The organism is Salininema proteolyticum (genome assembly GCF_042685645.1).
GTDB lineage: Bacteria > Actinomycetota > Actinomycetes > Mycobacteriales > Micromonosporaceae > Salininema > Salininema proteolyticum.
In genome coordinates this window covers 763801-788479 of the sequence record NZ_JBHUNX010000001.1, presented here as the reverse complement: position 1 = coordinate 788479, position 24679 = coordinate 763801, and the positions used below count along the sequence as shown (strand labels likewise).

Sequence of the window (24679 nt, the reverse complement as noted above, 5' to 3'; positions counted from 1 at the left end):
CTTTCTAGTTCTCTACTGGCCGTAGTTGCTGGGCGGGGCGGGCGGCTGTCCGTAGCCGGGCTGCTGCGGAGGCTGGCCGTATCCGGGCTGCTGTTGCTGCTGCGGGGGAAGCTGCTGCTGAGGCTGGGGCTGGCCGTAGCCGGGCTGGCCCATCGGCTGCTGGGGCGGCTGTCCGTAACCCGGCTGCTGCTGGGGCTGTCCGGGAATCTGCCCGGGCGGCACCTGTCCGGGAACCTGGCCCTGCGGCTGTCCGTAGCCCTGCGGCGGCATCTGCTGCTGGGGCTGGCCGTAGCCGGGCTGACCCATCGGCGGCTGCTGCTGCTGGGGAGCGGCCTGCTGCATGTAGGCCGGGTCTCCGCCCTGGCGCAGCTTGGGGGCCTGGCGGGCCTCCGGCGTGTCGAGCTCGAAGTACTCTTCGGCGACGAAGCCGCCCATCTTCGCGGCCATCGAGCCGGGGAAGACCTCGATGGCGGTGTTGTACTCGCGGACGTTGGCGTTGTAGAAGCGGCGCGGAGCGGCGATGCGGTTCTCCGTGTCGACGATCTCGGCCTGCGCCTGGAGGAAGTTCTGGTTGGCCTTCAGTTCCGGGTACTGTTCCTGGATCTGGATGACGCCGCGGACGGCCTGGGTCAGCTGCCCCTCGGCCTGTCCCTGCGCGCCGTGGCCGGCGTTCGGGTTCTGGCGGGTCTGCTGCGCGGCGGCACGAGCCTGGGCCACCTGGACCAGAGCGGCGTGCTCGGCTCCGGCGGCCTGCTGCACGACGTACATCAGGTTGTCGAGCAGGTCGTAACGGCGCTGGAGCTCCACATCGATCTGAGCCCAGGACTCTTTCGTGATGTTTCGCAGGCGGACCAGCTTGTTACGACTGCTCATGGTGACCATCAACAGTATGACGACGATGAGCGCCAGTGCGCCCAGGGAGATGAACAAAGCAGTCATAAGGAAGAGACTAACCCATGCCCGCAACGCCGCTCGGGCCGGAACTCCCTCGTCGTTACCAGTGACCTCACCTTATGGATGTGTCGCATGACTTTCCGTCATGAGGAAGGGGCCCGCTCCCGGAACGCGGGAGCGGACCCCTTGCGGTCCAGTGTTCTCGGTCTCTAAGACCCCTGCACGCGGACGGCCTCCTCAAGCGACGCCACGAGGTCGGCGGCGACCTCTTCGGCCTTCTCGGTCGTGGCGGCCTCCACCATCACGCGGATGAGCGGCTCGGTTCCCGAGGGGCGCAGCAGGATCCGCCCGGCGTCGCCCAGGTGGTCGGTCCACTCGCCGAGACGCGTCTTCACCGCCTCGGCGTCCATGACGCCCTTGTCCTTGACCGGGACGTTCACCAACACCTGCGGCGCGGAACGGAAGACCGACGCGAGGTCCTCAAGGGAGCGTCCGGTGGCCGCCATGCGGCCCAGGAGCATCACGGCCGTCAGGGTTCCGTCCCCCGTCGTCGCGTGGGAGGGGATCACCACGTGCCCGGACTGCTCGCCGCCCAGGGAGAGACCCGCCTCGTTGAGGCGTTCCAGCACATAGCGGTCGCCGACCTTCGTGGTCTCCAGGCGAACGCCCTCCCGCTGCATGGCCTGGTGCAGGCCCAGGTTGCTCATGACGGTGACGACGAGGGTGTCGTCGACGAGCTCCCCGCGCTCCCGCATGGCCAGCGCGAGGACGGCCATGATCGCGTCGCCGTCCACGATGTCGCCCGCGGCGTTCACCGCGAGGCACCGGTCGGCGTCGCCGTCCAGCGCGATGCCCGCGTCGGCGCCGAAGTCCTTGACCGCCTGGCGCAGGCCGTCGATGTGGGTGGAGCCGGCGTTCTCATTGATGTTCAGGCCGTCCGGAGAGCCGTTGACGACGTGCACCGTCGCCCCGCAGGCCCGCAGGACCTCGGGGGCCACCTCCGAGGCCGCTCCGTTCGCCGGGTCCAGGACCACGGTCAGGCCCTCCAGGCGGTGCGGGCAGGCCGCGACGACGTGGTCGACGTACTTGCGGCGCGCCTCCAAGTCGGTGCGCACCGCTCCGAGGCCGGCGCCTTCGGGGCGGCCCAGTTCGGCGTCCATGGCGGACTCGATGGCGTCCTCCACGGCGTCGGGGAGTTTGCGCCCTCCCGCGGCGAAGAATTTGATCCCGTTGTCGGGCATGGGGTTGTGGCTGGCCGAGATCATGACGCCGAAGTCGGCCTCGAGTTCTCCGACCAGGAAGGCCGTCGCGGGCGTGGGGATGACGCCCAGGTCGACGACGTCGGCTCCGGCCGAGGCGAGCCCGGCCGAGACCGCGCCCTTCAGCATGCCGCCGGAGATCCGGCCGTCGTCGGCGACGGCCACGGTCGGCTTGGTGTCGGCGTCGCCGCGCAGCACCGTCGCGGCGGCCTCGCTCAGGCGCAGCGCGAGTTCCGGGGTGAGTGAGACGTTGGCGCGCCCTCGCACCCCGTCCGTTCCGAAGAGTCGGCCCACAGTCTGGTTCCCTTCTTTCGTTCAGGCGGCCGTCCAGCGGCGCACGGCGCCGGCGGCCCTGTGAAGTCTGTCCCTCGTCCGGAGTCCTGGACCCCGGCGCGGGCACCATACGAAAAAAGAGGGGCCGCCGGCATACGCCGACAACCCCTCTCAGGCAGAGCGGGTGGCGAGGTCCGCCCGAAGGCCGACCCCGCCGCGCCAGTGCGGGAACACCGGGACGCTCCGCCGAAGTCCGATTAGCGCTTCGAGTACTGGGGCGCCTTGCGGGCCTTCTTGAGACCGTACTTCTTGCTCTCCTTCTCGCGGGCGTCGCGAGTCAGGAAGCCGGCGCTCTTCAGGGCGCCGCGCAGGTTCGGGTCGACCTCGGTCAGCGCACGGGCGATCGCCAGGCGCAGCGCACCGGCCTGGCCGGTGGAGCCGCCGCCCTTGATGTTGGCGAAGACGTCGTACTGCGACGAGGTCTCGGTGACGCCGAAGGGCTCGACGATCTCCTGCTGGTGGACCTTGGACGGGAAGTAGTCCTCGATGTCCTTCTTGTTGACGGTCACCTTGCCGGAGCCGGGAACCAGGCGGACGCGGGCGATGGCGCGCTTGCGGCGGCCCACGGTCTGGATCGGGCGGTCGGCGGGGACGGCCGGGACGGCGGGAACGGTCGGGGCGGCCGCCACGTCGGCGGGAACCTCGGCCACGACTTCCTCGGTGGCTTCGATCTGCTCGGTCATGTATCGCTCCTTGGCCCCGCGCTTACTGCGCGACCTTCTTGATCTCGTACGGCTTCGGCTGCTGGGCGGCGTGCGGGTGCTCGGGGCCCGCGTACACCTTCAGCTTCTTGAACATGGCGCGGCCGAGGCGGTTCTTCGGCAGCATGCCGATGACGGCCTTCTCCACGACCTTGTGCGGGGCCTTCTCCATCAGCTCGGCGAAGGACTTCTCCTTCAGACCGCCCGGGTAACCGGAGTGCTTGTAGGCCTTCTTGGTCTGCAGCTTGTTGCGGGTCAGCACGACCTTGTCGGCGTTCACGATGATGACATGGTCGCCCATGTCGGTGTTGGGCGCGAACGTGGGCTTGTGCTTGCCACGGAGCAATTGGGCCGCGTGTGTCGCGAGCCGACCCAACACCACGTCGGAAGCGTCGATCACGAGCCACTGCCGGTCGATGTCCTCCGGCTTAGGGCTGAACGTACGCACAGGCATACCTTCTTTTCGTTGTAGGTGTGGAACGAACCTCCCCGACGGGGAGATCGCCTGGATGTCGGCCGGCGGGGTGCGTCCGCCGTTGAGACCGAGATCCTCGGGACAGTGCCGGTGAGCGTGGCGCTTTGAAAGCACGGCTCCGCACGGCACTCGCACAACAGCTGCCAAGTCTACGCCATGCCGGGAGCGCCGTCGCAGGCAGGGGCCGTGATATCGCCTACAGACGCCCAGGTCGTGGCCGCCCTAGCCGCGACGGGAACGGTTCCGGTTACCACAATCACTGAATCGCGCGCTTCCTAGCGCGTTCGCGCCGCTCCCCGACCCGGGGGAGGCGCCGCCCGCGGTTTCCGCCCCCGATCCCGGCCTCGTCTTCGCCTCTGAAAAAGGGACACCGCCTCGGAAATACGACTATCTTCGGGAAGGGGCCGGGGCGCCCCGTTCGCCGCTTTTCGGGACGAACGCGCCGGAGTCCCTCTTTCGACGAAGCGTTCCCTCGGTCCGCCCCCGCCGACGGAGCGTCCCCGGGATCCTCCCCGCCGGAGCGGGACTTCGACCCCGGAGTCCGCTCTCCGACCTGTCGTCCCGAATGACACGCACGTCACCCCCGTCCCTTCGGGACGCAGCACAAAAGGAGAAGAACATTCGTGCGCTCCGGCGAATACCGCTGCGCCCCGGGGCCCGCTCATACCGTGGAGGGGACAGCAGCTCCGTCGCGAAAGGACTCCACTCATGATGCGCATGGTCATCGCCGCCCTCACCGCCTCCGTGGCCGCCGGCGGCGCCGGGGCCTGGTCCCTGATCCAGACCGGACCTCCGGCCGTCGGCACCGACGCCCCTCCCGCGGCGGAGGCGCCTGCCGAAGAGGTGCCCGAGCGGCCGGAGCGGCCGTCGCCCGACATACCGGAACCGCCGCCGTACCCCGAGTACCCGCCGACTCCGGACTTCGATCCGCCGGAAACGCCGGATTACCCGACCGCCCCGGGCGCGGACGCCACCGAGGTGCCGCCGGGCGGATGACACGGGTCCCCATAGGACCTGAACCTCGAGTGCGGAGGAGGGCGCCCGGTCCGGGCGCCCTCCTCCGCGCCGTCCGCCGGTTCACTTCGAGTTCACCGAGATTATGCGAACCCGTTCATATGACGCCACGGGAGAGCAAGCTGTCGACCCGAGTCTGGAGGCGAACCACCCACGGATTTTCTTCTAGACAAGGCAGACTGAATGTCCTCTTCAGACAGCTCTACTCCCCGCACCAGCCGACGCGGACTGTTCAAGACCTCCGCCGGCGTCGCCACCGCGAGCGCCGTCTTCATCGGCCTGGGCTCCGAGTCCGCCTCCGCCGCACCGTCCCCCGCCTCCCCCGCCGGGGCGAAGGTCGACCGCTCCCGGCTCTCCGCTCCGGACCCGCACGACTTCACCGGCCGCACCGAGCGCGCCGACGCCCGCTTCTTCAAGAAGTCCGGCAAGGACAAGGGCGACATCGCGATCACGATCCTGCCCATCGACCGCGCCGTCTTCCGCGCGGGCGGCCGCTTCGACCTGCGCATCGAGGTCGCGGGCGTGCGTCCCGACAAGGCGAAGGTCGAGCTGGACATCAGCGGCCCCGAGTCCCGCGCCGTGTCCGCGCTGCTGGCAGAGGAGCCGGAGCGCACGTCCGCTCCCTCCGGAGAGCTGGTCATCGAGTACAAGGGAATGTCGTACCCCGAGGCCGGCGACTACACGGTCAACGTCCGGGTCAAGGACCGGGGCGCGAAGGCTGAGGCGTCCGCGTCGCACGAGGTCCGCGGCGTCGGCGCCGGCGGCGCCAAGAACCTGATCTTCTTCCTCGGCGACGGCATGGGCCAGGCTCCCATCACCGCCGCGCGCGTGCTCTCGCGCGGGCTGCAGGAGGGCAAGTACAACGATCTTCTGCACATGGACCGGATGGACTACCGCGGCTTCGTGGGCACCTCGGGTATGGACGCCCTGGCCACCGACTCGGCGAACTCCATGTCCGCGTACATGACCGGGCACAAGTCCAGCGTCAACGCGCTGGGCGTCTACGAGTCCTCCGAGGAGGACCCCAACGCCCACCCGCGCGTGGAGACGATGGCCGAGCTGGTCAAGCGCACGCGCGGTATGAAGGTCGGGATCGTCACGACCGCCGAGATCCAGGACGCCACTCCCGCCGCCGTCTTCGCCCACACGCGCCGCCGGGCCGAGAAGGCGGAGATCATGGACCAGGCCCTGAGGCCCGAGCAGATGCCGGACGTCTTCCTCGGCGGCGGCACCGCCTACCTGCTGCCGCAGTCGGAGGAGGAGTCCAAGCGGGAGGACGATCGCGACCTCCGCAAGGAGTTCGAGGACGAGGGCTTCGCCTACGTGTCCGACCGCTCGGAGCTGAACGAGGCCGTCTCGGCGGGGCCGGAGAGGCTGCTGGGCACTTTCCACCCGGGCAATATGAACGTCTACCTCGACCGCGAGCACTCCAAGAGCAAGGAGGTGCTGGGCGACTACACCGACCAGCCGACGCTCAAGGACATGTTCCGGGCGGCGGTCTCCGTGCTGGAGAAGGGCGACGAGGGCTTCGTGCTCATTGTGGAGGGCGCCTCCATCGACAAGATGTCGCACCCGATGGACGGGCCGCGCGCCGTCTACGACACCATCGAGTTCGACCAGACTGTGGGCCTGGCTCGCGAGTGGGCCGAGGGGCGCGACGACACGCTGATCGTCGCGACCGCCGACCACAACCACTCCATGAGCATCGTCGGCACGCACGACACCACCGCCGGAGCGGGCCGCGACGCGAACGGCGTCTACGCCGACGCGCGGTACCCGACGTACACGGACTCGACGGGCGACGGCTTCCCCGACGACCCGAACCCGGACGTGCAGCTGTTCTTCGGCTGGTCCAACCACCCGGACCACTCCGACGACTTCCAGCACAACGACGTCTTCCGCCAGCCGGCGCTGCGGGACGAGGACGGGAACGCCGTGGACAACCCGGACCGCGACCCCGACGCCGAACTGCAGACGGGCAACCTGCCGCTGCCGCACACGAACTGCGTGCACACCGTGGACGACGTCCCGGTGTTCGCCTCCGGCCCGGGCGCGGAGGAGTTCAACGCCTTCAACGACAACACCGAGCTGTTCCACAAGGCCGTCGACGCCCTGGGCATCGACGCCGCCGGGTAGGCCGCCTCCCGGATTCCAGAGACCCGACCGGTTCCCCGAGGGAGGGGCCGTCCGGCCGCCGCACCCGGCCGGACGGCCCCTCCCTTCTCCTTTTCCCAAGCGTCCAAGCGATGTCGTACCCCTGTGCCATGATGGTCCCAGCGAACAGAACTGGTGTAGCGAATATGTTTCAAGGAGGCTCCTTATGAAGGGCGCCATGGTCACGACCGTCGGAGACGAACTGGAGACCACGCTGGCGTACGTCCGCCAGCAGCGCGAGACCTTCCGGTACATCGCGCACGGGCTCTCGGAGGAGGAGCTCCGCCTCAAGCCGACCAAGAGCGACATCACCATCGCCTGGCTGCTGAAGCACGTCGGCAATGTCATTCGCAATTGGACGGCGATCATAGAGGGCGCCTCCGTCGAGATGCTCGACGACACGGTCACCGACGAGGACACCGTGGAGTCGCTGCTGGCCGGGCAGGAGTCGGTGGCCGCCGACCTCGAGAAGGCCGTGCGGGAGAAGGGCCTGGACGGTGCCGTGGAGATTCCGGCGCAGATCCCCTGGCCCGAGGACGGCCCTTCGTCCTGGAACGTCCGCTGGGTGCTGAACCACCTGGTCCAGGAGTTCGCCCGGCACGCCGGGCACGGCGACATCATCCGCGAGTCGATCGACGGCAAGACCATGTACGAGCTGCAGTCACTCGCCGAGGGCTGGCACGACAAGTACCTCGCGATCCTGGCCCAGTACGAGGCCCAGGCCGAGGAGCGGCACAAGTAGACCACCTTCCCCAGGCCCGCGCGGGGCTTTTCCCATACCCGTTTCGCCTCGCGCGGGCTTTTTCGCGCCCTCCGCAGTGGACCGAACATCGGTGGTGATCTACAATCCCGTCGAAGAGTCGGGCGACGCCTACAGTGTCGGCCGTGCATACTGCCATGAGGAGCCGTCGCCGAGGTGCGTGCCCGAGACCGTGGAGGACGCCGACGCCGACGCGTTCTTCGACGACGCGGCCCTCACCGTCAGCGCCGTGACCACCAACCGGTCGTACGGCGAGGGAGAGGGCGACGAAGGACGACTTCGCCGAGCTGGTCGAGTTCATGGCCGGGGCGTAGTCCCGCGGCGGCCGACCAGCCACGGTCCGGAGGCGCCCTCGGGGGCCGCCTCCGGGCACGGTCCCGTCCGCGTCAGGCGATGTGGAGGTCGAAGCCCGAGGTGCCGGGGCGTTCGCGGCCGGGCTTGAGGCGGCGGCGCTCGTCGTAGTCTCCCCCGGCCTGCGAGCGGTAGGCGATCGGCTCGTCGGTCTCCAGTCCTTCCAGGCGTTCCCGCAGTTCGGCGACGAGGTTCTGGTAGCGGTCGGAGTCCACGGTCACGGCGGAGGTGACGACGTGGGGCTCCAGGACGTCCATCCCGGTGTAGTAGAGGATGCCGTGGTTGATCGGCCAGAGGATGTCGGTGATGGAGCCGGAGACGCCCCGTTCGGAGAGGACGGTCTCCGAGCCCCCGGCGGCGGTGATCACCATGCCGCGCTTGCCCGCGTAGGCGCCGTCCCCGTAGCGTTTCCATCCGCGGGTGGTGCCGTAGCCGAGGCCGTTGACCAGGACGCGGTCGACCCAGCCCTTCATGATGGCGGGCATGGAGAACCACCACAGCGGGAAGAGGAGGACCACCGCGTCGGCGGCTTCGATCCTGGCCTGTTCGGTGCGGATGTCCTCGGAGAGGCCGCCGTCGCGATAGGCCTCGCCGGAGGCGTCGATGTAGGTGCCGTCCGTGTGGGACCCCAGGTCGTCGTAGTCGGCGACGGCCTTCCATTTCATGGCGTAGAGGTCGCTGACGGTCACCTCGTGGCCGTTGGCGGTGAGGAACGCGACGGCCTCGTCGCACAGGGAGGCGCACAGGGAGGTCGGCGAGGGGTGGGCGAGCACTATGTGTACGTTCATGTCCCCCATGGTGCGGTGCGCGGCGGGATCCTGCCAGAGGCGCGTTCTTCCACCGAACGGCGAACCTGGGACTGCCAGTCCTAGGCACCAGGGCTCGTCTCCGGACATACTTGGGGGCGAAGGAGGGGCGCATGGACATCGACAAGCTCGACGACCTGAACGATCTGGGGAAGTTCCTACAGGCCCGGCGCGCGAGGGTGTCGCCGGCGGAAGTGGGTCTGGCGGAGGACGCCCGGCGGAGGGTGCCCGGTCTGCGCCGGGAGGAGCTCGCTCTGCTGGCCGGGGTGAGCGTCGACTACTACACCCGTTTGGAGCAGGGGCGCGCTACGCGGCCGTCTGACCAGGTTCTCGAGGCCATAGCCCGGGTCCTGCGCCTGGACGACGCTACGCGCGGGCACCTGCACCGGCTGGCGAGCCGGTTCCGGCGCAGCCGGCAGGGCCCGAGTTCGTCGGTGCGGCCGCAGCTGCAGACGCTGCTGGACCGGATGGAGGGGTTTCCCGCCCTGGTGCAGAACCAGAGGCAGGAGGTCTTGGCGTCCAATCGGACGGCGCGGGAGTTCTACGGCGGCTTCGGCTGGGACCTGGAGCCGGGGATGAGCTTCCCGCACCTGCTGTTCGAGGAGGCGTCGTGCGAGTTCTTCGCCGACTGGGAGACCTGCACGTCCAATGTGGTCGGGCGTTTGAGGCAGGCGGCGGCGGAGTTCCCCGAGGACGAGGGGCTGGCCTCTCTGATCGGCGAGCTGTCGATCAAGTACCGGAGGTTCAGTTCCCTGTGGGCGCAGGCGGAGGTGTGCGACCTGATGTCGATGCCCGTCTCGTACCGCCACCCGCTCCTCGGCGAGTTGACGCTGCACAAGGAGCTGCTGGCGGTCTCGGAGAGTCCGGGGCAGGAGCTGGTCACTCTGACGGCGTCCCCGGGCACGGCCGACTACGACCGCCTGGCGATGCTCGGCGGCGCGGACGGCTAGCCGGGGCCCTGCGCGTCAGGCCGGCTGCGCGGACACGGCCTCGTGCGCGGTGTCGACGAAGGCGCGCACCAGGGCGTTGGCCCGGTCGCGGTGCCAGACGAGGGAGTAGCGGGAGTCCGGCAGGCCGCTGAGCGGGACGAAGGCGATGTCGTCCCTCCGGGTCTGGAGGGAGAAGTTGCTGCAGAAGACCATCACCCCTCGGTTGGTGGCGATCTGCGAGAGCGCCTCCTGCTGGGTGCGGGCCACCGGTCCGCGCGGAATCGGCCGCCCGCCGGGGGGTCTCACGCGGGGACGAGCGCTCCCGCCATTCCCTGGGGGCGGGTTCGTCGATGTCGATCATGCGGCACTCGGCCAGGTCCTCGGCCGAGATCCCCTCACGGGTGGCGAAGGGGTGGGCCGAGGAGACTCCCAGGACCACGGGCACGCTGGCGAGCACCGGGCCGGCGGTGAGCTCGGGGTCGTTCAGCGGCAGGCAGGCGAAGGCTAGGTCTATGTCCCCGCGGTGCAGCGGGCCGAAGGGGTCGGACAGCGTCAGCTCGTGCATCTCCAGGTCGCAGCCGGGGTAGCGCTCCCCGAAGAGCGGCACGGTGTGCAGCAGGCCGGCGTCGGCGGCGCCCACGAACCCGAGGCGGAGGCATCCGTCCAGGCCCCGAGCCCGGTCCCGTGCCGACTCGAAGGCCGCGTTCAACCGCTCGTAGGCGGGCGCCGCCTCGGCGAGGAAGCGCTCTCCCAGGTCGGTCAGGGAGACTCGGCGGCTGGTGCGCTCGAAGAGCCTGCCGCCGATGCGGTCCTCCAGGGTCCGCAAGAGCTGGCTGACCCGCCCCTGGGACAGGTACAGGCTCTTCGCCGTCCGTCCGAAATGGAGTTCCTTGCTGAGGGTGAGGAACACCTCCATCTCGTCGCGCTCCACACCGGTCATGCCAGGTCCTTTCCGATCGATTAGCCCCACTGATGGAACCATTGGGACTTCGCCGTTGTTCCCCGTCCGCGCCGCGACGAGACTGGTGCCATGACAAGCACTACCGTCTCCGCCCCGCCCGAGACCCCGCGCCACCCGGCCCTGGCCTGGATCGCTGTGGTCGCGGTGGCCTGCGGAACCTTCTCCATCGTCACCACCGAAATGCTGCCGGTGGGTCTGCTGACCCTCATCGGGCCCGACATCGGCGTCTCCACCGGAGCCAGCGGCCAGATGATGACCACCGCCTCGGTGGCCGCCGTGGTCTCGGCCCTGGCGATCATGATCGTCGCCGGACGCGTGGACCGGCGAGTCCTGCTGGTGGGCATGATGACCGTCCTCCTCGCGGCCAACGTCGTGACGGCCGTGGTCGACTCCTACGCGCTGCTCCTGGCCGCGAGGGTCCTGGTGGGCCTCGCCATCGGCGGGTTCTGGGCCATCGGCGCCAGCCTGGCCGTCCGGCTCGTCCCCGAACAGTCCGTGGCCCGGGCCAGCTCGATCATCATCAGCGGCATATCGATCGCCTCGGTGGCCGGCGTCCCCGCCGGGACGTTCATCGGCGACCACTCCGGCTGGCGGACCGCCTTCGCCGCCATGGCGGGACTGTCCCTGCTGGTCCTGATCGCCCTGGCCTTCCTCCTGCCGAAACTGCCCTCGACGGGCGGCCTGCGGACCTCCGACCTGACCGGTCTGCTGCGCCGGGGCGCGGTCCGCGCCGGACTGCTGAGCCTGCTGCTCATCGTGATCGGCCATTTCGCCGCCTACACCTACGTCACTCCCGTCCTGAGCGCCTCGGCCGGACTCGAGGGGTCGACCGTGGCCGTCCTGCTGCTGGTCTACGGCGTCGCGGGAATCGCCGGCACCTTCATCGCCGGCGCCCTGGCCGGCCGGCACCTGAAGGCAGTGGTCGTGGGCAGCGCCCTGTTCCTGGCCGCGGCCATGGCAGCAGTCCCGACCCTGGCCGACGGATCCTTCACCGCCGCGGCCGTGCTGGTGGTGTGGGGCCTGGGCTACGGCGCGGTCCCCGTCGGGCTCCAGGTCTGGACGCTGAGGTCGGCCCCGGAAGCGCCCGAAGGCGTCTCGGCTCTTTTCGTGGCCTGCTTCCAGGTCGCGATCGGAACCGGCGCCGTCATCGGCGGCCTGGCGGTGGACCGGATCGGGGTCGCCGCCCCGATGTGGCTGGGAGCCTTGGCCGCCGCCGTCACCGTCGCGCTGTTGCTGGGGACGGCTCGGAGCGTCCTTGCGAAGGAGTGATCAGACGGCGCCCGGCCCGCGGGCCGGGCGCTGAGTCAGGGGAGGGCGATCCGCCCTCTCCGATTCGCGGGCGGGGCCCTGTCGCTCCGCCCGCTTCCCCACGTCCGCGGTCGCGGGTGCAGTCGCGGTCGCCGGTGCGGGACAGGTCAGTCGATCGGCTTCGGCCCTCCGGCTCGGCGCCGGTCCACGACTTCCACATGGGGAGCGAACCGGCGGACTCCCCAGGCCACCTCGCGGGCCTTCACCGCCGACAGGCGGACGCTCCGCTTCTCGAACTTCGGGGGCAGCCAGACCGGGACGCCGTTCTCACGCAGGTCCCTGTCGTTCTCGCCCTCGGTGGAGACTTTCTTGGTGCGGTTGGAGACCACGCCGATCCGGGGGCTCCACCCGGAGAACCGCCCCAGCACCGTCACCCTGCACCGCCAGATGACCACGCGTTCGACGTCCTCCCACTTCACGCTCACCTTGATCGGGCGGACCTTGGCCCGCCTGTCGATCAAGTTCCAGTCGTTGCGAAGAAGTCTGAGGCGCGTCGCGTCCATGCGGACTGCCGGATCCCGTCGCAGCGCCCGCCGGACCGACAGCGCCCCGGGCACCATGAGCATGAGGGACAGGGGCACGATCCACACCCAGATCGGGGAGTCCCGGATCTCGGCGGTGTCCTCGTCGTACACGCGCATGGTTTCGCCGCCTACGGCCAGGAGCAACTGGGGCGCGGCGATGAGGACCGCGATCGCGAGTCCGATCCTGAGCTTGTGGGCGTTCGTGGGCAGGTCCTCGACGGCGATCTCCCCGGGGCGCTCCCGTTTCCTCCACGGCATCGTGAATCCTTTCGTCTTCAGGCCGTCACCTTGGCGAACCGGCCGGGGATCCGCTCGTCCACCACGTCGATGTGCGGAGCCACCTTCGCCACGGCCCAGGCGACCTCGCGGGCCTTCTTCGGCGAGAGGCGGACGCTGTCGCGCCCCATCTTGTAGGCGAGCCACACGGGGACGCCGTTCTCGCGGAGGTCCGCCTCGCTCCGGCCCTCCCGCACGTCGCCGTCCTTCGTGTTCGCGGTGACGACACCGACCCGCGGACTCCAGCCGGAGATCCCGAAGAGGCTCACCCGTTCGCGCCAGACGACGACGCGCTCGACGTCGTCCCACTTCGCGTGGACGGCGTTCCGGTGCTTCCCCGACGTGTAGAACGCGGTGCGCGCCAGCTTGACGCCGCGTGCGTCGAGGCGGACGGCCGGCCGGGGCTTGAGGATATGGAGGAACACGGCCAGCGGGGGCAGCAGGAGGATGACGAGTCCCGCGCCGGTATAGGCCCAGACCGCGAAGTCTCCCGTCAGCAGGAAGGCCTGCGGTCCCGCGATCACCACGGCGAGGCCGTATGCGAGCACGGCCCACTGCCCCGGCGCGGGAAGGTCGTTGATCCTGATCTCCTCGGGTGTGCCCGGCGCGTTCTTCGATCGCACCATGAGGATTCCTTTCAGAAGAGCGTCCCCCGATTATCGCAGCACGCACGCGAAAGGGGACGGCGCCTTCGGTGCCGCCCCTTCCGCCCGGCGGGCGGAGTCCGGTCCTTCTCCTCCCGCCGTCCCTTCTCCAGGGGTCTTCGTCAAGGTCAGCCGATGACCGGCAGGTACACCTTGTTGCCCTTCTCCTTGAACTCCTCGCTCTTCTCCGCCATGCCCTGCGCCGCGTACTCCTTCAGCTCGTGGCTGATCTTCATGGAGCAGAACTTCGGCCCGCACATGGAGCAGAAGTGCGCGGTCTTCGCCGGCTCGGCGGGCAGCGTCTCATCGTGGTACTCGCGGGCGCGCTCGGGGTCGAGCGACAGGTTGAACTGGTCCTCCCAGCGGAACTCGAAGCGCGCCTTCGACAGCGCGTCGTCCCACTGCTGCGCCTGCGGGTGGCCCTTGGCGAGGTCGGCGGCGTGGGCGGCGATCTTGTAGGCGATCACGCCCTCCTTGACGTCGTCGCGGTTGGGCAGGCCGAGGTGCTCCTTGGGGGTCACGTAGCAGAGCATCGCGGTCCCGAACCAGCCGATCATGGCCGCGCCGATGGCCGAGGTGATGTGGTCGTAGGCCGGGGCGACGTCGGTCGTGAGCGGCCCCAGGGTGTAGAAGGGCGCCTCCTCGCAGATCTCCTGCTGCAGGTCGACGTTCTCCTTGATCTTGTGCATCGGCACGTGGCCGGGACCCTCGACCATGACCTGGACGTCGTACTCCCAGGCGATCTTGGTGAGCTCGCCGAGGGTGCGCAGCTCGGCGAACTGGGCCTCGTCGTTGGCGTCGGCGATCGAACCGGGGCGCAGGCCGTCGCCCAGGGAGAAGGAGATGTCGTACTTCGCGAAGATCTCGCACAGCTCCCGGTAGTGCGTGTAGAGGAAGCTCTCCTCGTGGTGGGCCAGGCACCAGGCGGCCATGATCGAACCGCCGCGGCTGACGATGCCGGTGACGCGGTTCGCCGCCATGGGCACGTAGCGCAGCAGCACGCCGGCGTGGACGGTCATGTAGTCGACGCCCTGCTCGGCCTGCTCGATGATGGTGTCGCGGTAGATCTCCCAGGTGAGCTTGATCGGGTCGCCGTCGACCTTCTCGAGCGCCTGGTAGAGGGGCACGGTGCCGATCGGGACGGGCGAGTTGCGGATGATGTGCTCGCGGGTCTCGTGGATGTGCTTGCCGGTGGAGAGGTCCATGACGTTGTCGGCGCCCCACTTGGTCGCCCACGTCAGCTTCTCCACCTCGTCGGCGATGGAGTCGGACACCGCCGACGTGCCGATGTTGGCGTTGATCTTGGTGAGGAAGTTCTTGCCGATGATCATCGGCTCGCTCTCGGGGTGGTTGACGTTGGCCGGGATGATGGCGCGGCCCTCGGCGACCTCCTTGCGGACGAACTCGGCCTCGAGTCCCTCGCGGATGGCGATGAACTCCATCTCGGGGGTGACGACTCCCTTGCGGGCGTAGTGGATCTGCGTGTTGCTCCTGGAGTCGCGGCCGCGCTCGTCGATCCAGCGGCGGCGCAGCTCGGGCAGGCCGGCCTCGGGGTCGGAGCCGGGGCCGGAGGTGTCGTAGAGGCGCAGGGGCTCCTCGCCTCCGGACAGCTCCACTTCGGCGAAGGGGACTCGGATGTCGTCGCGGGATCCGGTGACGTAGACCTTCTTGCGGGACGGGTGCATGGATTCTCTCCTTATGCGTCGGTTGCGAACTCGGGTGCGGAGTGGACTGGGACGGAATGGAGTACGGGTCCGGGCCCGGAGCCGAGCCGTTGTCCGGCGGCGGCCTTGAGGGCCCGGGTCAGATAGCGTTTGGCGTGGTCGATGGCCTGGACGAGGTCGAGGCCGAGGGCGAGGTTCGCGGCGATGGCGGCGGCGAGGGTGCAGCCGGTGCCGTGGGTGTTCGCCGTGTCGACGTGCTCGGCGGCGAAGGTGAAGGCGCGGCCGTCGACGTACAGCAGGTCCGAGGTGCTGCGGGGACCGAGGTGCCCGCCCTTGACGAGAACGGCCCGGGGGCCGCTGCGGGCGATGGTCTCGGCGGCGTGCCTGGCGTCGGCCAGGTCTCGGATCACCGTGCCCGACAGCTGCTGCGCCTCGATGACGTTGGGCGTGATGACCGTCGGCGAGTCCGCGAAGGCGTGGAGGTACTGCTTCGGGTCGCCCTCGAAGAGTGAGTCGCCGCTCGTGGTCACCATGACCGGGTCGACCACGAGGTTCGGCAGCCGGCCCTTCCGCGCCTGTTCGGCGACGAGCGCCAGGGTGTCGAGGTCGGCGAGCATGCCGGTCTTGACGGCCCTCACGTCGAAGTCCGCGAGGACGGCGTCGAGCTGCGCGGCAACCATGGCCGTCCCGGCCGGTTCGGCCTTCGTGACGCCGCGGGTGTTCTGGGCGGTCAGCGCAGTGACGACGCTGGTGCCGTGGACTCCGTGGGCGGCGAAGGCGTGCAGGTCGGCCTGGATCCCCGCCCCGCCGCCGGAGTCGGAGCCCGCGATGGTCGTGACCGTCGCGGGTGTGGCGCCCGCGGTCGACGTTCCTTCGGCGTTCACAGGTCGGCCACCCCCTCTTCCGGGCTGGAGGCCCGGGCGAGGTGGCGGCGGGGGATGCGTCCCGCGTGCCGCGCCGCGAAGCCGGACTCGACGGCCAGCCGCATCGAACGGGCCATGAGCTCGGGGTTCTCCGCGCGGGTGACGGCCGTGGCCAGCAGCACCGCCGAACAGCCGAGTTCCATGGCCCGCACCGCGTCCGAGGCCGTGCCGATGCCCGCGTCACAGATGACCGGGACCCGGGCCCGCTCGCAGATCAGGCTCATATTATGCGGATTGCGCAGGCCCAGTCCGGTGCCGATGGGGGCGGCGAGCGGCATGACCGCCGCGCAGCCGACCTCTTCGAGCGCGCGGGCCGTCACGGGGTCGTCGTTCGTGTAGGGCAGCACGGTGAAGCCGTCGGCGACGAGCTTCTCCGCGGCGGAGACCAGCTCGATCGCGTCGGGCAGCAGCGTGTCCGGGTCGGCGATGACCTCCAGCTTGACCCAGTCCGTGCCGAAGGCCTCGCGGGCCAGGCGGGCGGTGCGGACGGCCTGTTCGGCCGTGTAGCAGCCGGCCGTGTTCGGCAGGACGGCGACGCCGAGCCTTTCGAGCAGCTCCAGCAGCCCGCCGGGCCCGGAGGGGTCGACGCGCCGGAGGGCGACGGTGACCATCTCGGTTCCGGAGGCCTTGATCGAGGCCTCCAGCTGGGCGAGGTTGGCCGCTCCGCCGGTGCCCAGGATCAGGCGGGACCCGAACTCCTTGTCGGCGATGCGGAAGGCCTCGTTCACTTCCCCGGTCATGCGTCATCCTCCTTGCGTAGCGGTCAGGACTTCGACCTTGTCGCCGTCGTCGAGCGCCCGCGCCCACTCTCCGCGCGGCACGACCTCTCCGTTCACCGCGACCGCGATGCCGCGGTCCGCCTCCGTGACGGCGCGGACGGCCTGCCGCACCGTCCTCAGGTCTTCGTATTGATTTCCATTTAGCTCTATTTGCATGTCAGACTCCTTGGGTGCCTTGCCCATCGGCGGGAACGGACTGTCAGACCGCGGTGGCGCGGAGCGGGTCGAAAGAGGGGGGAACCAGGCCGGAGGAACCGGTCCCGACCATCTCCACGACGGCCCGGGCCGTGGCCGGCGCCAGGGCTATGCCGTGGCGGTAATGGCCGGTGGCGGCCCAGGTCCGGTCGTCGACGCGACCGATGAGCGGGAGGTTGTCGGGCGTCGTCGGACGGAATCCCACCGTGGTCTCGCCCAGGTGGTACTCGCGGATCTCCGGCACCAGGTCGGCGGCCTTGCGCAGCAGGTCGAGCACGGCTCCGGCCGTCGCCCTCTCCTCGTCGGCGATCTCGTCCGACGTCGCCCCCACGACGACCTCGCCGCCGGGGCGCGGGACGATATAGAGGGGATCTCCGTCCACAATGGCCCGGATGGTGCGGGTGAGGGCGCCCTCCCCGGCTCGCAGGCGCAGGACGACTCCGCGCACCGGGCGGACGGGAAGCCCCAGCTCTCGCGAGCCGTTCCCGGCGGCTATGACGATGGGGCCGGTGCCCTCGCCCCGGTGGTAGGCGCTCTCTTCGAACACGACCCCGCGCTTCCGGCAGGCGGTATCCAGCGCCGTGAGCACGGCGCGCGGGTCGACCGAGTGGTCCGAGCCGATGACGAAGCCCTCCCGGCAGCGGTGGCCGATGAGCGGTTCCTGCTTCCTCAGGCCGCGCGCGCCGACCTCCTCGACCGGCAGGGCGAGTCTCCGGTACAGGCCCACCTGGCGGCGCACGGCCGCGCGGTCGGACTCGTTCCAGCCCAAGAGGATCGTGCCCTCCGGGCTGTAGTCCAGCCCGACGCCGGACTCGGCCTGGAGCTCCTCGGCGAAGCCGCGCCAGAGCCGCACCGACTCCACCGCGAAGGGGACGAGGTCCTCTTCGCCGAACTCGGCCTCGGTGACCGCGGCGAGCATGCCGGCGGCGGCGTGCGTGGCGCCCGATCCGGGCCGCGGATCGCGGACGGTGACGCCCCAGCCCTTCTGCGAGGCGCGCCAAGCTGTGGCGAGACCGATGATTCCGGCCCCGGCTACGGTGAGTCGCATCGGCTATACCGCCCCCGCCGGCGTGCCGGCGCGTTCCCCGACGGCGTGGAGGAGTTCGCCCACTGCCGCTTTGACGTCGGCCGCCCGCGAGACGGCCGAGACGACGGCGACCCCGTGGGCGCCGTTCTCCACGCACTCGGCCGCGAGATCGGCGTCCAGGCCGCCGATGGCGATGACGGGCAGGTCCACCGCGCCGGCGACCGCGCCCATGCCGTCCAGGCCGATGATGCGCTTCAGGGCGGTCTTGGTGCCCGAGGCCCGCACCGGCCCGACTCCCAGATAGGTGGCTCCCACGCGCCGGGCCGCTCGCGCCTCGTGCGGGTCGCGGCAGGTCGCTCCCACGATCGCCGTCTCCGGCAGGATGGCGCGGGCCGCGTCGGCGGGAAGGTCGTCCGCGCCCAGGTGGACGCCGTCGGCCCCGACGGCCATGGCCACGTGGACGGCGTCGTTGACCAGGCAGACGGCGCCGGCCTCGCGGCACAGCCGGGCTATGGTGCGGGAAAGGTCGAAAGTGAGCCGGTCGGTGTAGCGGTCCTCGCCGCGGACCTGGACCAGGCGGGCGCCGGCCTCGAGGGCGGCTTCGACGACGCCGACCGGATCGGCGTCCGGCCTGGTGTCGGTGATGATGTGCAATCGCGGCAACGGTACTGGAGACCGCATGTCTACCCCTCTCCCTTCGCCAGTATTACCTGGATCAGGTTGGAACGGTCAGGGCTACCGAGCCCATTCTCAGCCCGATGCATCGGGCTCCCGTGAGTACATGAACTTGTTCGCTCCGCTGTGAGGCGGCTGCGGGCTTCACTCTACGCCACCGACTTTTCGAACACAAGGACCGAACGTCGGCAGTCGTGACAGGGACAACAGAGTGTCATCGAGCCGTGCCGGAAAAGCGCAGCTCATTCGCGCCGGTGCTCAAGGTGGACGGCGCGGGGAACGCGCGATCGCGTCCTACGTGCTGGGAAGCGCGGCTACGCCTCGTAGCGGCAGACCTTGAGGACGCGGTAGCCCTTGGCGCTGGCGTGCTTGTCGACCTCCCAGCCGCCCTCGACGAGCCACTTGGCCAGGGAGTCTCCGCCCAGGTGCTTGGAGACGACGAGCCAGGCGACGCCCTCGGGTTTGAGGCGGGGCAGCCAGGTCCGCAGCAGGTCGTGGAGCGACTCCTTGCCGATCTTGATCGGGGGGTTGGACCAGATCTCGTCGAACTCGAGGTCCTCCGGCACGTCCTCCGGACGTCCGACATGGACCGCCCCCTCGCAGCGCGCGGTGTTGCGCCTCGTCAGGTCCAGCGCGCGCTCGTTGACGTCCACCGCCCACACCTCGGCGTCACCGCTGCCGGCCAGGACCGTCGAGATGGGGCCGTACCCGCAGCCGAGGTCCAGGAACACGCCGGGCTCGCTCGGCGGGACGACCTTGTTGAGCAGCACGCTCGTTCCCAGGTCCAGGCGGCTGCCGGAGAAGACGCCGGACGAGGTCGCCAGCTCGTAGTCCTTGCCGTCGAGGGTGAAGCGGATCGAGCGCTCCCTGTCCTCGGAGGCGGGGCTGGCGGTGAAGTAGTGGTCCGGGGCGGGCTGCCCGCCGGACTGGTTCTGGGAGTCTGACACGGTTCCATTGTGCCACTCCGGGGCTCCGAACTGGGCCGCCGCGGCCCTAGATCACTCGGGTCGGACCGCCCCGGTCCCGGCCGGTCGGCGCGGCGCCGGGCCGCCGGAGGCCGCAGTGCGGCGCCCCGTGCCCGGCGTCTCGTCACCTGTGCTCACCGGGACCGCCCCATCGCCCGGCCCACCAGGCCCCAGCCCAGCGCCGCTCCCCCGGCGACGGTCGCCGCCCACACGAGCACCGACACGGCCAGCAGGACCACCGTCCACAGGTCGGCCGCCGGGTACCACGTCGCGGTGTGGAGCATCAGGTAGTCCACGACTATGTTCACGACCACCAGGGCCCCGAAGGCCAGTCCCGCGAACAGCCGTCCGCGCCCGCCTCGGGCTTCACGCTCTTCCATGCGGCGCAGGATAACGGCTACCGCCTCGTAGACCGCGCAATCGGACCCGTGTCCCGCGGCGAGTCGGCCACCCCGACGGGTGAAGGTCGGAGCGCGGCGCGTGTCGATCAGCGGTTCCCCAGAAGAACATCGGTACTATTCGCTCCCATGGACCATACTCCCGACAGAGGAACCGCACCGAGATGAACCGCGTCTCTCCGTTCGGCGTACCCGAACTCGACGATTCCGCGCCGCGGTCCGACCGCGGCGAAGCCGGCGGCACCGCCGTCCAGTCTCCGCACCCCTCCCCTCCCGACCAGTCCGTCCGCCTCCCCGAGGCGCGCTCCGCGGCGGCGTACGACGCCCTGCCCGACGCTCCTCCCACCGTGTCCGTCCGGGTGCCCGGGAACCGTGCTGCGGCCTCCGTCCCTCCGTCCGAGGCGCGCCCCCACACCGCGCCGGGCGCCCACTACTCCGGGACGGCGAAAGCCTCGAAGGCCCCGCGCCACTACGTCAAGTCCCCCTCCGAGAAGACCGTGGCCGTCCGCGCCCCCGCGGTTCCCGACTCCTCCTCGTCCCGCCCCGACGACACGCCGACCGTGCGCCGCTCCGCCGCCGACCTCTCCCCCGAAGAGGAGATGGAGAAACACCTGGAGGACATCCGCGCCTCGCGCCCTCTCCGCCGCGCCGCCGAGAAGGCGCGCCGCCGGACCAAGTGGTGGATGAAGGTCCTCGCCGCCGCCTCGGGGCTGGTGGCCGTCGCCGGCTGCATCGCCGGCTCGTACGTCGTCCTCTCCGAGAACGAGTCCGCTCCGGCCGAGCCCCCGCCCGCGCAGGCCGGGGACTCCGCCGCCGAGGAAGAGGCCGAGGAGCCGGTCAAGGAGGAGCCCGAAGAGGTCGTCGACCCGATCCTCGCGCGCTCCACCGACTCCGAGCCGATCACCGCCGCCGAACTGTTCGGCGTCGACGAGCTCCGCCCGTCGGACACCGACCGATCCTACCGCGTCCTGGGCCGCGACGAGATGAAGACCTGCTCCGACGCCGCCATGGGCGACCTGGCCGACGTCATCGCGGAGACCGACTGCGCCCAGACCGTCCGCGCCACCGTGGCGTCCTTCGACGGCGAGTACGCCGTCACGGTCGGGGCGATGAACCTGGCCTCCGAGGCCGAGGCCGAGTCCGTCACCGCCGAACTGAGCGAGGGACTCGAAGGGGGCTTCGCCGCTTTCCGCGCCGGCGGCGAGAGCGCCGAACTGGGCCGCTCGGACACCATGGCCGGGTACAACACCTACGGCCACTTCCTGCTCTACGCCGTGGTCGGACGCTCCGACGGAGAGGCTGTCAACGCGAAGACGCAGGCCGTCGAGGCCATCGTCCACGACCTCGTCGACACCTGGCTGGTCGAGCAGTTGCACCCCCGCCGGGTCGTCAATGAATCCGAAGGCGCGCACAACGAGTGACCTTACCGGCCGGGGTGGGGAGGACCCCACCCCGATTCGGGGGTGCACGGCATTGGCCTGCGGCTTCGCTCGCCATAGCCTGGGAGTCATGAAGGTTCCCAATCAAGTCAAGCTCTCCGTGGCCCTGTGGTGCGCCGCCATCGCAGCGGGCTTCATGGAGACGTTCCTGACCATCGGCGGCATGGCCGTCTGGGACGGCGTCACTCCCGAGCTCTGGTTGGACTTCGGGTTCCGCGTAGTCGTCTACACCATGGCCGGCGTCTTCGTCCACCAGTTCTACCGGGGCCAGGCGTGGGCACGTCCGGGCCTGACCGCCTTGATGACCGTCTTCGGAGTGTCCTCGATTGTCCTGCCCTACCTCTTCACCGTCGGCACGGGCATGGCGGTGAACGCCAGCTTCGACCAGTCCGATCCCCTCGCGCCCCTGTTCCTAGCCGACCGGGTCTTCTACGTCCTCTGCGCCCTCGGCGCCACCGGGCTCATGTACCTGCCGCGGACCGACCGCTTCCTGCGCTCCGCGCCCTCGCGCTTTCAGTCAGCCGGGAGGTAGGCCCCGCGGTCAACCGGGGGGGGGAGGCCCCGCGACCCCTTCCGAGACCGTCCGCAAGCGAAAACGGCGGCGGACGCGAGGGCCCGCTGAGGCAAAGACCCGCAGAGACAGGGCCCCGCACGGTCATTTGCCTGCGGACGGCGAAGGGGCGGACAGGATTCCCTGTCCGCCCCTTCGCCGCGTTCGAAACCTTATGCGCCCGGCCCGTCCGTTCCGAGCGTCCGGACCCTCTTGATCCGGTGCACCCGTTCGGCCCACCGGGCCGGGTCGTCCGAGTAGTGCACCTCCACCAGAGTCAAGCCGTTGGGCGGCACCACGTGAACGTCGTTGGCCCGGTGGCCCAGCGTCAGGATCGACGAGAGCCACTCCTCGCCGCGACGTCCGTCGCCGACCGCCAGGGCCGCGCCCACGAGGGACCGGACCATCGAGTGGCAGAAGGCGTCGGCCCGCACCGTCGCTACGGCGGTGCCGTCCGCATCGCGCTCCCACGAATAGTCCAGGAGCGCCCGGATGGTCGTGGCGCCCTCGCGCTGTTTGCAGAAGCCCACGAAGTCGTGCTCCCCCAGCAGCCTCTGGCAGGCGTCGTTCATCTTCTCCACGTCCAGCGGACGCGGCCACGGCAGGGTGTCGGCCCTCCGCAGCGGCTCCACGCCCCACCGGTGGTCCGAGACGCGGTAGGTGTAGCGGCGCCACTCGGCCGCGAAGCGCGCGCTGAAGACCGGATCGACCTCCTCGGCGGAGGTCACCCGCACGTCCGGGGGCAGGATCCCCCGCAACCGCCACAGGAGCTTCTCGCGAAGGTCCTCCCAGGCGGAGCGCTCCACGTCGACGTGCACGACCTGTCCGGTCGCGTGCACGCCCGCGTCGGTCCGACCGGCGACGGTGAAGTCCTCGATGTCCCTGAACAGCAGGGTCAAGGCGCGAACGACCTCTCCGGCCACGGTCGGCCGCGAGGGCTGCACCGCCCAACCCGAGTACGCCGTGCCGTCATAGGAGACCCCGAGCCGGAGCCGTACCCTGTCCTCCACCGTGCCACTCTCCGTTCCAGGCCAATGAAAAGAGCCGCACGCCCAGGGGCGTGCGGCTCTCTATCCTAATCGAACGCGACGTTAGTCGACGAGTTCGATGATCGCCATGGGCGCGTTGTCACCCTTGCGGTAACCCGTCTTGATGATGCGGGTGTAGCCGCCGTCGCGGTTGGCGAACCGCGGCGCGACCTGCTCGAACAGGTCGTGGGTGATGTCCTTGTTCCGCAGCTTGGCCAGGGCCAGGCGGCGGTGGTGCAGAGTGCCCTTCTTCCCGTAGGTGACGAGCTTCTCCGCGTACGGACGCAGGCGACGCGCCTTGGTCAGCGTCGTGGTGATGCTGCCGTGCTCGAACAGCGACGCTGCGAGGCCGGCGAGCATCAGTTTTTCGTGCGCCGGGGATCCTCCCAGGCGACGGCCCTTGGTCGGCGTGGGCATTGTTTACTCCCTTGGTCTTATAGCTCTAGCGTCTAGAGCTGCTCGGTTTCGCGAAGGTCTTCGCCGTCGTCCTCGAAGTCGTCGAGGTCGTCGGAAGCAGAGGCGGTGACCGGGGCGCCGTTCGGGTCGAACGTGGCGGCGGCCTCCGAAGGGTCGAAGGTGCCGGGCGAGTCCTTCAGGCTCAGGCCCATGCCGGCCAGCTTCATCTTCACTTCGTCGATGGACTTCTGTCCGAAGTTGCGGATGTCGAGCAGGTCGGCCTCAGTGCGGTTGATCAGGTCCCCGACCGTGTCGACTCCCTCGCGCTTGAGGCAGTTGTAGGAGCGGACGGTCATGTCCAGGTCCTCGATCGGGAGCGCCAGGTCGGCGGCCAGCTGCTGGTCGGCCGGCGACGGGCCCACGTCGATGCCCTCGGCGTCGACGTCGAGCTCGCGGTACAGGCCGAACAGCTCCACCAGGGTGGAGCCGGCCGACGCCAGCGTGGTGCGCGGCGTGGTGGAGGGCTTGACCTCCACGTCCAGCACCAGCTTGTCGAAGTCCGTGCGCTGCTCGACACGGGTGGCCTCGACGTTGTAGGCGACCTTCAGAACGGGCGAGTAGATCGAGTCCACCGGGATCCGGCCGATCTCGTTGCCGTCCGACTTGTTCTGGACGGCGGAGACGTAGCCGCGGCCCCGCTCGACCACGAACTCCATGTCGATGCGACCGTTGGAGTTCAGGGTGGCGAGCTTGAGGTCCGGGTTGTGGACCTGGACGCCGGTCGGAGGCTGGATGTCTCCGGCGGTGACGTCGCCCGGTCCCTCCTTGCGGAGGTACATGGTGACCGGCTCGTCCGACTCGGACGAGACGCAGATCTGCTTGACGTTCAGGACCATCTCGACGACGTCTTCCTTAACGCCGGGGATGGTGGCGAACTCGTGCAGCACACCGTCGATCTTGATCGAGGTGACCGCCGCGCCCGGAATGGACGACAGCAGGGTGCGGCGCAGCGAGTTCCCGAGGGTGTAGCCGAAGCCGGGCTCGAGCGGTTCGATGGTGAACTTGGCGCGAGTCGGGCTGACGACGGTCTCGGTGAGCGTCGGTCGCTTGGTGATCAGCACTGTTTCTTCATCCTTCGGTAAGGGCGCCCACTATATGACGCCTTCCAAAATGCCTTCTGCCGCCGACGGCCCCTCTGCGGGGACATCGGCGAAAATGGTCGATATGACCCTGCGGACCTTCCGGTCCGGC

Annotated in this window: 25 protein-coding genes, 2 pseudogenes and 1 riboswitch; of the genes and pseudogenes, 7 read left to right on the top strand and 20 right to left on the bottom strand. The window is 69.8% G+C overall.

Annotated features, from left to right (window positions below):
* Positions 1–12: 12 nt before the first annotated feature.
* From ACFTE1_RS03730 to rplM, 4 genes are all read right to left on the bottom strand, one after another.
* Entirely contained in the window at positions 13–939 is a 927-nt protein-coding gene (locus ACFTE1_RS03730) for a LemA family protein (protein ID WP_380617419.1), read from the bottom strand.
* Positions 940–1103: 164 nt separating this feature from the next.
* On the bottom strand, positions 1104–2447 hold the full coding sequence (gene glmM, locus ACFTE1_RS03725; protein WP_380617420.1) for a phosphoglucosamine mutase: 1344 nt from the start codon (positions 2445–2447) through the stop codon (positions 1104–1106).
* 236 nt (positions 2448–2683) lie between these two features.
* A complete protein-coding gene (rpsI, locus tag ACFTE1_RS03720) occupies positions 2684–3169 on the bottom strand; it encodes a 30S ribosomal protein S9 (protein ID WP_380617421.1) in 486 nt (161 codons plus the stop codon).
* Between the two features lie 22 nt (positions 3170–3191).
* Positions 3192–3635 carry a 50S ribosomal protein L13 gene (gene rplM, locus ACFTE1_RS03715; RefSeq protein WP_380617561.1) on the bottom strand — a complete coding sequence of 148 codons (444 nt, stop codon included), beginning with the start codon at positions 3633–3635 and terminating at the stop codon, positions 3192–3194.
* Between the two features lie 735 nt (positions 3636–4370).
* Between rplM and ACFTE1_RS03710 the strand changes: the two genes are divergently transcribed.
* The 3 genes from ACFTE1_RS03710 (at position 4371) to ACFTE1_RS03700 (ending at position 7572) form a co-directional block, all read left to right on the top strand.
* Entirely contained in the window at positions 4371–4658 is a 288-nt protein-coding gene (locus ACFTE1_RS03710; RefSeq protein WP_380617422.1) for a hypothetical protein, read from the top strand.
* Between the two features lie 201 nt (positions 4659–4859).
* Positions 4860–6812, top strand: a complete 1953-nt coding sequence (locus tag ACFTE1_RS03705) for an alkaline phosphatase (RefSeq protein WP_380617423.1) — start codon at positions 4860–4862, stop codon at positions 6810–6812.
* A 184-nt stretch (positions 6813–6996) separates the two neighbouring features.
* Positions 6997–7572: a DinB family protein gene (locus ACFTE1_RS03700; RefSeq protein ID WP_380617424.1), complete on the top strand. Its 576-nt coding sequence runs from the start codon at positions 6997–6999 to the stop codon at positions 7570–7572.
* 404 nt (positions 7573–7976) lie between these two features.
* On the opposite strand, the gene ACFTE1_RS03695 is transcribed toward ACFTE1_RS03700, so the two are convergent.
* Positions 7977–8729, bottom strand: coding sequence for an NAD(P)H-dependent oxidoreductase (locus ACFTE1_RS03695; RefSeq protein WP_380617425.1), 753 nt, complete (start codon positions 8727–8729; stop codon positions 7977–7979).
* A gap of 131 nt (positions 8730–8860) precedes the next feature.
* On the opposite strand from ACFTE1_RS03695, the gene ACFTE1_RS03690 reads away from it, so the two are divergent.
* Positions 8861–9697 carry a helix-turn-helix transcriptional regulator gene (locus ACFTE1_RS03690; RefSeq protein WP_380617426.1) on the top strand — a complete coding sequence of 279 codons (837 nt, stop codon included), beginning with the start codon at positions 8861–8863 and terminating at the stop codon, positions 9695–9697.
* Between the two features lie 15 nt (positions 9698–9712).
* Here ACFTE1_RS03690 and ACFTE1_RS03685 read toward each other — a convergent pair whose 3' ends face one another.
* Together ACFTE1_RS03685 and ACFTE1_RS03680 are read right to left on the bottom strand one after the other, a co-directional pair.
* Complete coding sequence (locus tag ACFTE1_RS03685) at positions 9713–9943, bottom strand: hypothetical protein (RefSeq protein WP_380762957.1); 231 nt, start codon at positions 9941–9943, stop codon at positions 9713–9715.
* Between the two features lie 112 nt (positions 9944–10055).
* A pseudogene (locus tag ACFTE1_RS03680) lies at positions 10056–10592 on the bottom strand (LysR family transcriptional regulator); the annotation flags it as partial.
* 114 nt (positions 10593–10706) lie between these two features.
* On the opposite strand from ACFTE1_RS03680, the gene ACFTE1_RS03675 reads away from it, so the two are divergent.
* Positions 10707–11906 (top strand): MFS transporter, encoded by a 1200-nt coding sequence (locus tag ACFTE1_RS03675; protein ID WP_380617428.1) that lies wholly within the window; start codon positions 10707–10709, stop codon positions 11904–11906.
* 146 nt (positions 11907–12052) lie between these two features.
* Here ACFTE1_RS03675 and ACFTE1_RS03670 read toward each other — a convergent pair whose 3' ends face one another.
* The 10 genes from ACFTE1_RS03670 to ACFTE1_RS03625 all read right to left on the bottom strand — a co-directional run bounded on the left by ACFTE1_RS03670 (position 12053) and on the right by ACFTE1_RS03625 (position 19997).
* Positions 12053–12727, bottom strand: coding sequence for a hypothetical protein (locus ACFTE1_RS03670; RefSeq protein ID WP_380617429.1), 675 nt, complete (start codon positions 12725–12727; stop codon positions 12053–12055).
* A gap of 17 nt (positions 12728–12744) precedes the next feature.
* Entirely contained in the window at positions 12745–13371 is a 627-nt protein-coding gene (locus ACFTE1_RS03665; RefSeq protein ID WP_380617430.1) for a hypothetical protein, read from the bottom strand.
* 146 nt (positions 13372–13517) lie between these two features.
* The gene (gene thiC / locus ACFTE1_RS03660) at positions 13518–15074 is read right to left on the bottom strand and encodes a phosphomethylpyrimidine synthase ThiC (protein WP_380617431.1); all 1557 of its coding nucleotides are present in this window, start codon (positions 15072–15074) and stop codon (positions 13518–13520) included.
* Between the two features lie 11 nt (positions 15075–15085).
* Complete coding sequence (thiD, locus tag ACFTE1_RS03655) at positions 15086–15937, bottom strand: bifunctional hydroxymethylpyrimidine kinase/phosphomethylpyrimidine kinase (RefSeq protein ID WP_380617432.1); 852 nt, start codon at positions 15935–15937, stop codon at positions 15086–15088.
* Positions 15934–16716: a thiazole synthase gene (gene thiG, locus ACFTE1_RS03650; RefSeq protein WP_380617433.1), complete on the bottom strand. Its 783-nt coding sequence runs from the start codon at positions 16714–16716 to the stop codon at positions 15934–15936. Before thiG ends, thiD begins: the two co-directional genes overlap by 4 nt.
* A 3-nt stretch (positions 16717–16719) precedes the next feature.
* Complete coding sequence (gene thiS / locus ACFTE1_RS03645) at positions 16720–16911, bottom strand: sulfur carrier protein ThiS (protein ID WP_380617434.1); 192 nt, start codon at positions 16909–16911, stop codon at positions 16720–16722.
* A 43-nt stretch (positions 16912–16954) separates the two neighbouring features.
* Entirely contained in the window at positions 16955–17998 is a 1044-nt protein-coding gene (thiO, locus tag ACFTE1_RS03640; RefSeq protein WP_380617435.1) for a glycine oxidase ThiO, read from the bottom strand.
* 3 nt (positions 17999–18001) lie between these two features.
* Positions 18002–18658, bottom strand: coding sequence for a thiamine phosphate synthase (gene thiE, locus ACFTE1_RS03635; RefSeq protein ID WP_380617436.1), 657 nt, complete (start codon positions 18656–18658; stop codon positions 18002–18004).
* Positions 18653–18762: riboswitch (TPP riboswitch) on the bottom strand. (Overlaps the previous gene by 6 nt.)
* Positions 18763–18966: 204 nt before the next feature.
* Positions 18967–19599, bottom strand: a complete 633-nt coding sequence (locus tag ACFTE1_RS03630; RefSeq protein ID WP_380617437.1) for a class I SAM-dependent methyltransferase — start codon at positions 19597–19599, stop codon at positions 18967–18969.
* A gap of 152 nt (positions 19600–19751) precedes the next feature.
* Entirely contained in the window at positions 19752–19997 is a 246-nt protein-coding gene (locus ACFTE1_RS03625; RefSeq protein WP_380617438.1) for a hypothetical protein, read from the bottom strand.
* 182 nt (positions 19998–20179) lie between these two features.
* Between ACFTE1_RS03625 and ACFTE1_RS03620 the strand changes: the two genes are divergently transcribed.
* Positions 20180–21436 (top strand): hypothetical protein, encoded by a 1257-nt coding sequence (locus ACFTE1_RS03620; RefSeq protein WP_380617439.1) that lies wholly within the window; start codon positions 20180–20182, stop codon positions 21434–21436.
* Between the two features lie 88 nt (positions 21437–21524).
* The gene (locus ACFTE1_RS03615) at positions 21525–21986 is read left to right on the top strand and encodes a hypothetical protein (protein WP_380617440.1); all 462 of its coding nucleotides are present in this window, start codon (positions 21525–21527) and stop codon (positions 21984–21986) included.
* A 191-nt stretch (positions 21987–22177) separates the two neighbouring features.
* Here ACFTE1_RS03615 and truA read toward each other — a convergent pair whose 3' ends face one another.
* The 3 genes and pseudogenes from truA to ACFTE1_RS03600 form a co-directional block, all read right to left on the bottom strand.
* A complete protein-coding gene (gene truA / locus ACFTE1_RS03610; protein WP_380617441.1) occupies positions 22178–23014 on the bottom strand; it encodes a tRNA pseudouridine(38-40) synthase TruA in 837 nt (278 codons plus the stop codon).
* Between the two features lie 84 nt (positions 23015–23098).
* Positions 23099–23449 (bottom strand): annotated as a pseudogene (gene rplQ / locus ACFTE1_RS03605) (50S ribosomal protein L17); the annotation flags it as partial.
* Positions 23450–23481: 32 nt separating this feature from the next.
* Positions 23482–24549, bottom strand: coding sequence for a DNA-directed RNA polymerase subunit alpha (locus tag ACFTE1_RS03600; RefSeq protein WP_380617442.1), 1068 nt, complete (start codon positions 24547–24549; stop codon positions 23482–23484).
* Positions 24550–24679: the final 130 nt, after the last annotated feature.

Excerpts from the sequence above, each read along its gene's own strand:
- ACFTE1_RS03730 (WP_380617419.1), bottom strand. The coding sequence starts at position 939 with ATGACTGCTTTGTTCATCTCCCTGGGCGCACTGGCGCTCATCGTCGTC.
- rpsI (WP_380617421.1), bottom strand. The coding sequence starts at position 3,169 with ATGACCGAGCAGATCGAAGCCACCGAGGAAGTCGTGGCCGAGGTTCCC.
- ACFTE1_RS03710 (WP_380617422.1), top strand. The coding sequence starts at position 4,371 with ATGATGCGCATGGTCATCGCCGCCCTCACCGCCTCCGTGGCCGCCGGC.
- ACFTE1_RS03705 (WP_380617423.1), top strand. The coding sequence starts at position 4,860 with ATGTCCTCTTCAGACAGCTCTACTCCCCGCACCAGCCGACGCGGACTG.
- ACFTE1_RS03700 (WP_380617424.1), top strand. The coding sequence starts at position 6,997 with ATGAAGGGCGCCATGGTCACGACCGTCGGAGACGAACTGGAGACCACG.
- ACFTE1_RS03695 (WP_380617425.1), bottom strand. The coding sequence starts at position 8,729 with ATGAACGTACACATAGTGCTCGCCCACCCCTCGCCGACCTCCCTGTGC.
- ACFTE1_RS03690 (WP_380617426.1), top strand. The coding sequence starts at position 8,861 with ATGGACATCGACAAGCTCGACGACCTGAACGATCTGGGGAAGTTCCTA.
- ACFTE1_RS03675 (WP_380617428.1), top strand. The coding sequence starts at position 10,707 with ATGACAAGCACTACCGTCTCCGCCCCGCCCGAGACCCCGCGCCACCCG.
- ACFTE1_RS03670 (WP_380617429.1), bottom strand. The coding sequence starts at position 12,727 with ATGCCGTGGAGGAAACGGGAGCGCCCCGGGGAGATCGCCGTCGAGGAC.
- ACFTE1_RS03665 (WP_380617430.1), bottom strand. The coding sequence starts at position 13,371 with ATGGTGCGATCGAAGAACGCGCCGGGCACACCCGAGGAGATCAGGATC.
- thiC (WP_380617431.1), bottom strand. The coding sequence starts at position 15,074 with ATGCACCCGTCCCGCAAGAAGGTCTACGTCACCGGATCCCGCGACGAC.
- thiG (WP_380617433.1), bottom strand. The coding sequence starts at position 16,716 with ATGACCGGGGAAGTGAACGAGGCCTTCCGCATCGCCGACAAGGAGTTC.
- thiS (WP_380617434.1), bottom strand. The coding sequence starts at position 16,911 with ATGCAAATAGAGCTAAATGGAAATCAATACGAAGACCTGAGGACGGTG.
- thiO (WP_380617435.1), bottom strand. The coding sequence starts at position 17,998 with ATGCGACTCACCGTAGCCGGGGCCGGAATCATCGGTCTCGCCACAGCT.
- thiE (WP_380617436.1), bottom strand. The coding sequence starts at position 18,658 with ATGCGGTCTCCAGTACCGTTGCCGCGATTGCACATCATCACCGACACC.
- ACFTE1_RS03625 (WP_380617438.1), bottom strand. The coding sequence starts at position 19,997 with ATGGAAGAGCGTGAAGCCCGAGGCGGGCGCGGACGGCTGTTCGCGGGA.
- ACFTE1_RS03620 (WP_380617439.1), top strand. The coding sequence starts at position 20,180 with ATGAACCGCGTCTCTCCGTTCGGCGTACCCGAACTCGACGATTCCGCG.
- ACFTE1_RS03615 (WP_380617440.1), top strand. The coding sequence starts at position 21,525 with ATGAAGGTTCCCAATCAAGTCAAGCTCTCCGTGGCCCTGTGGTGCGCC.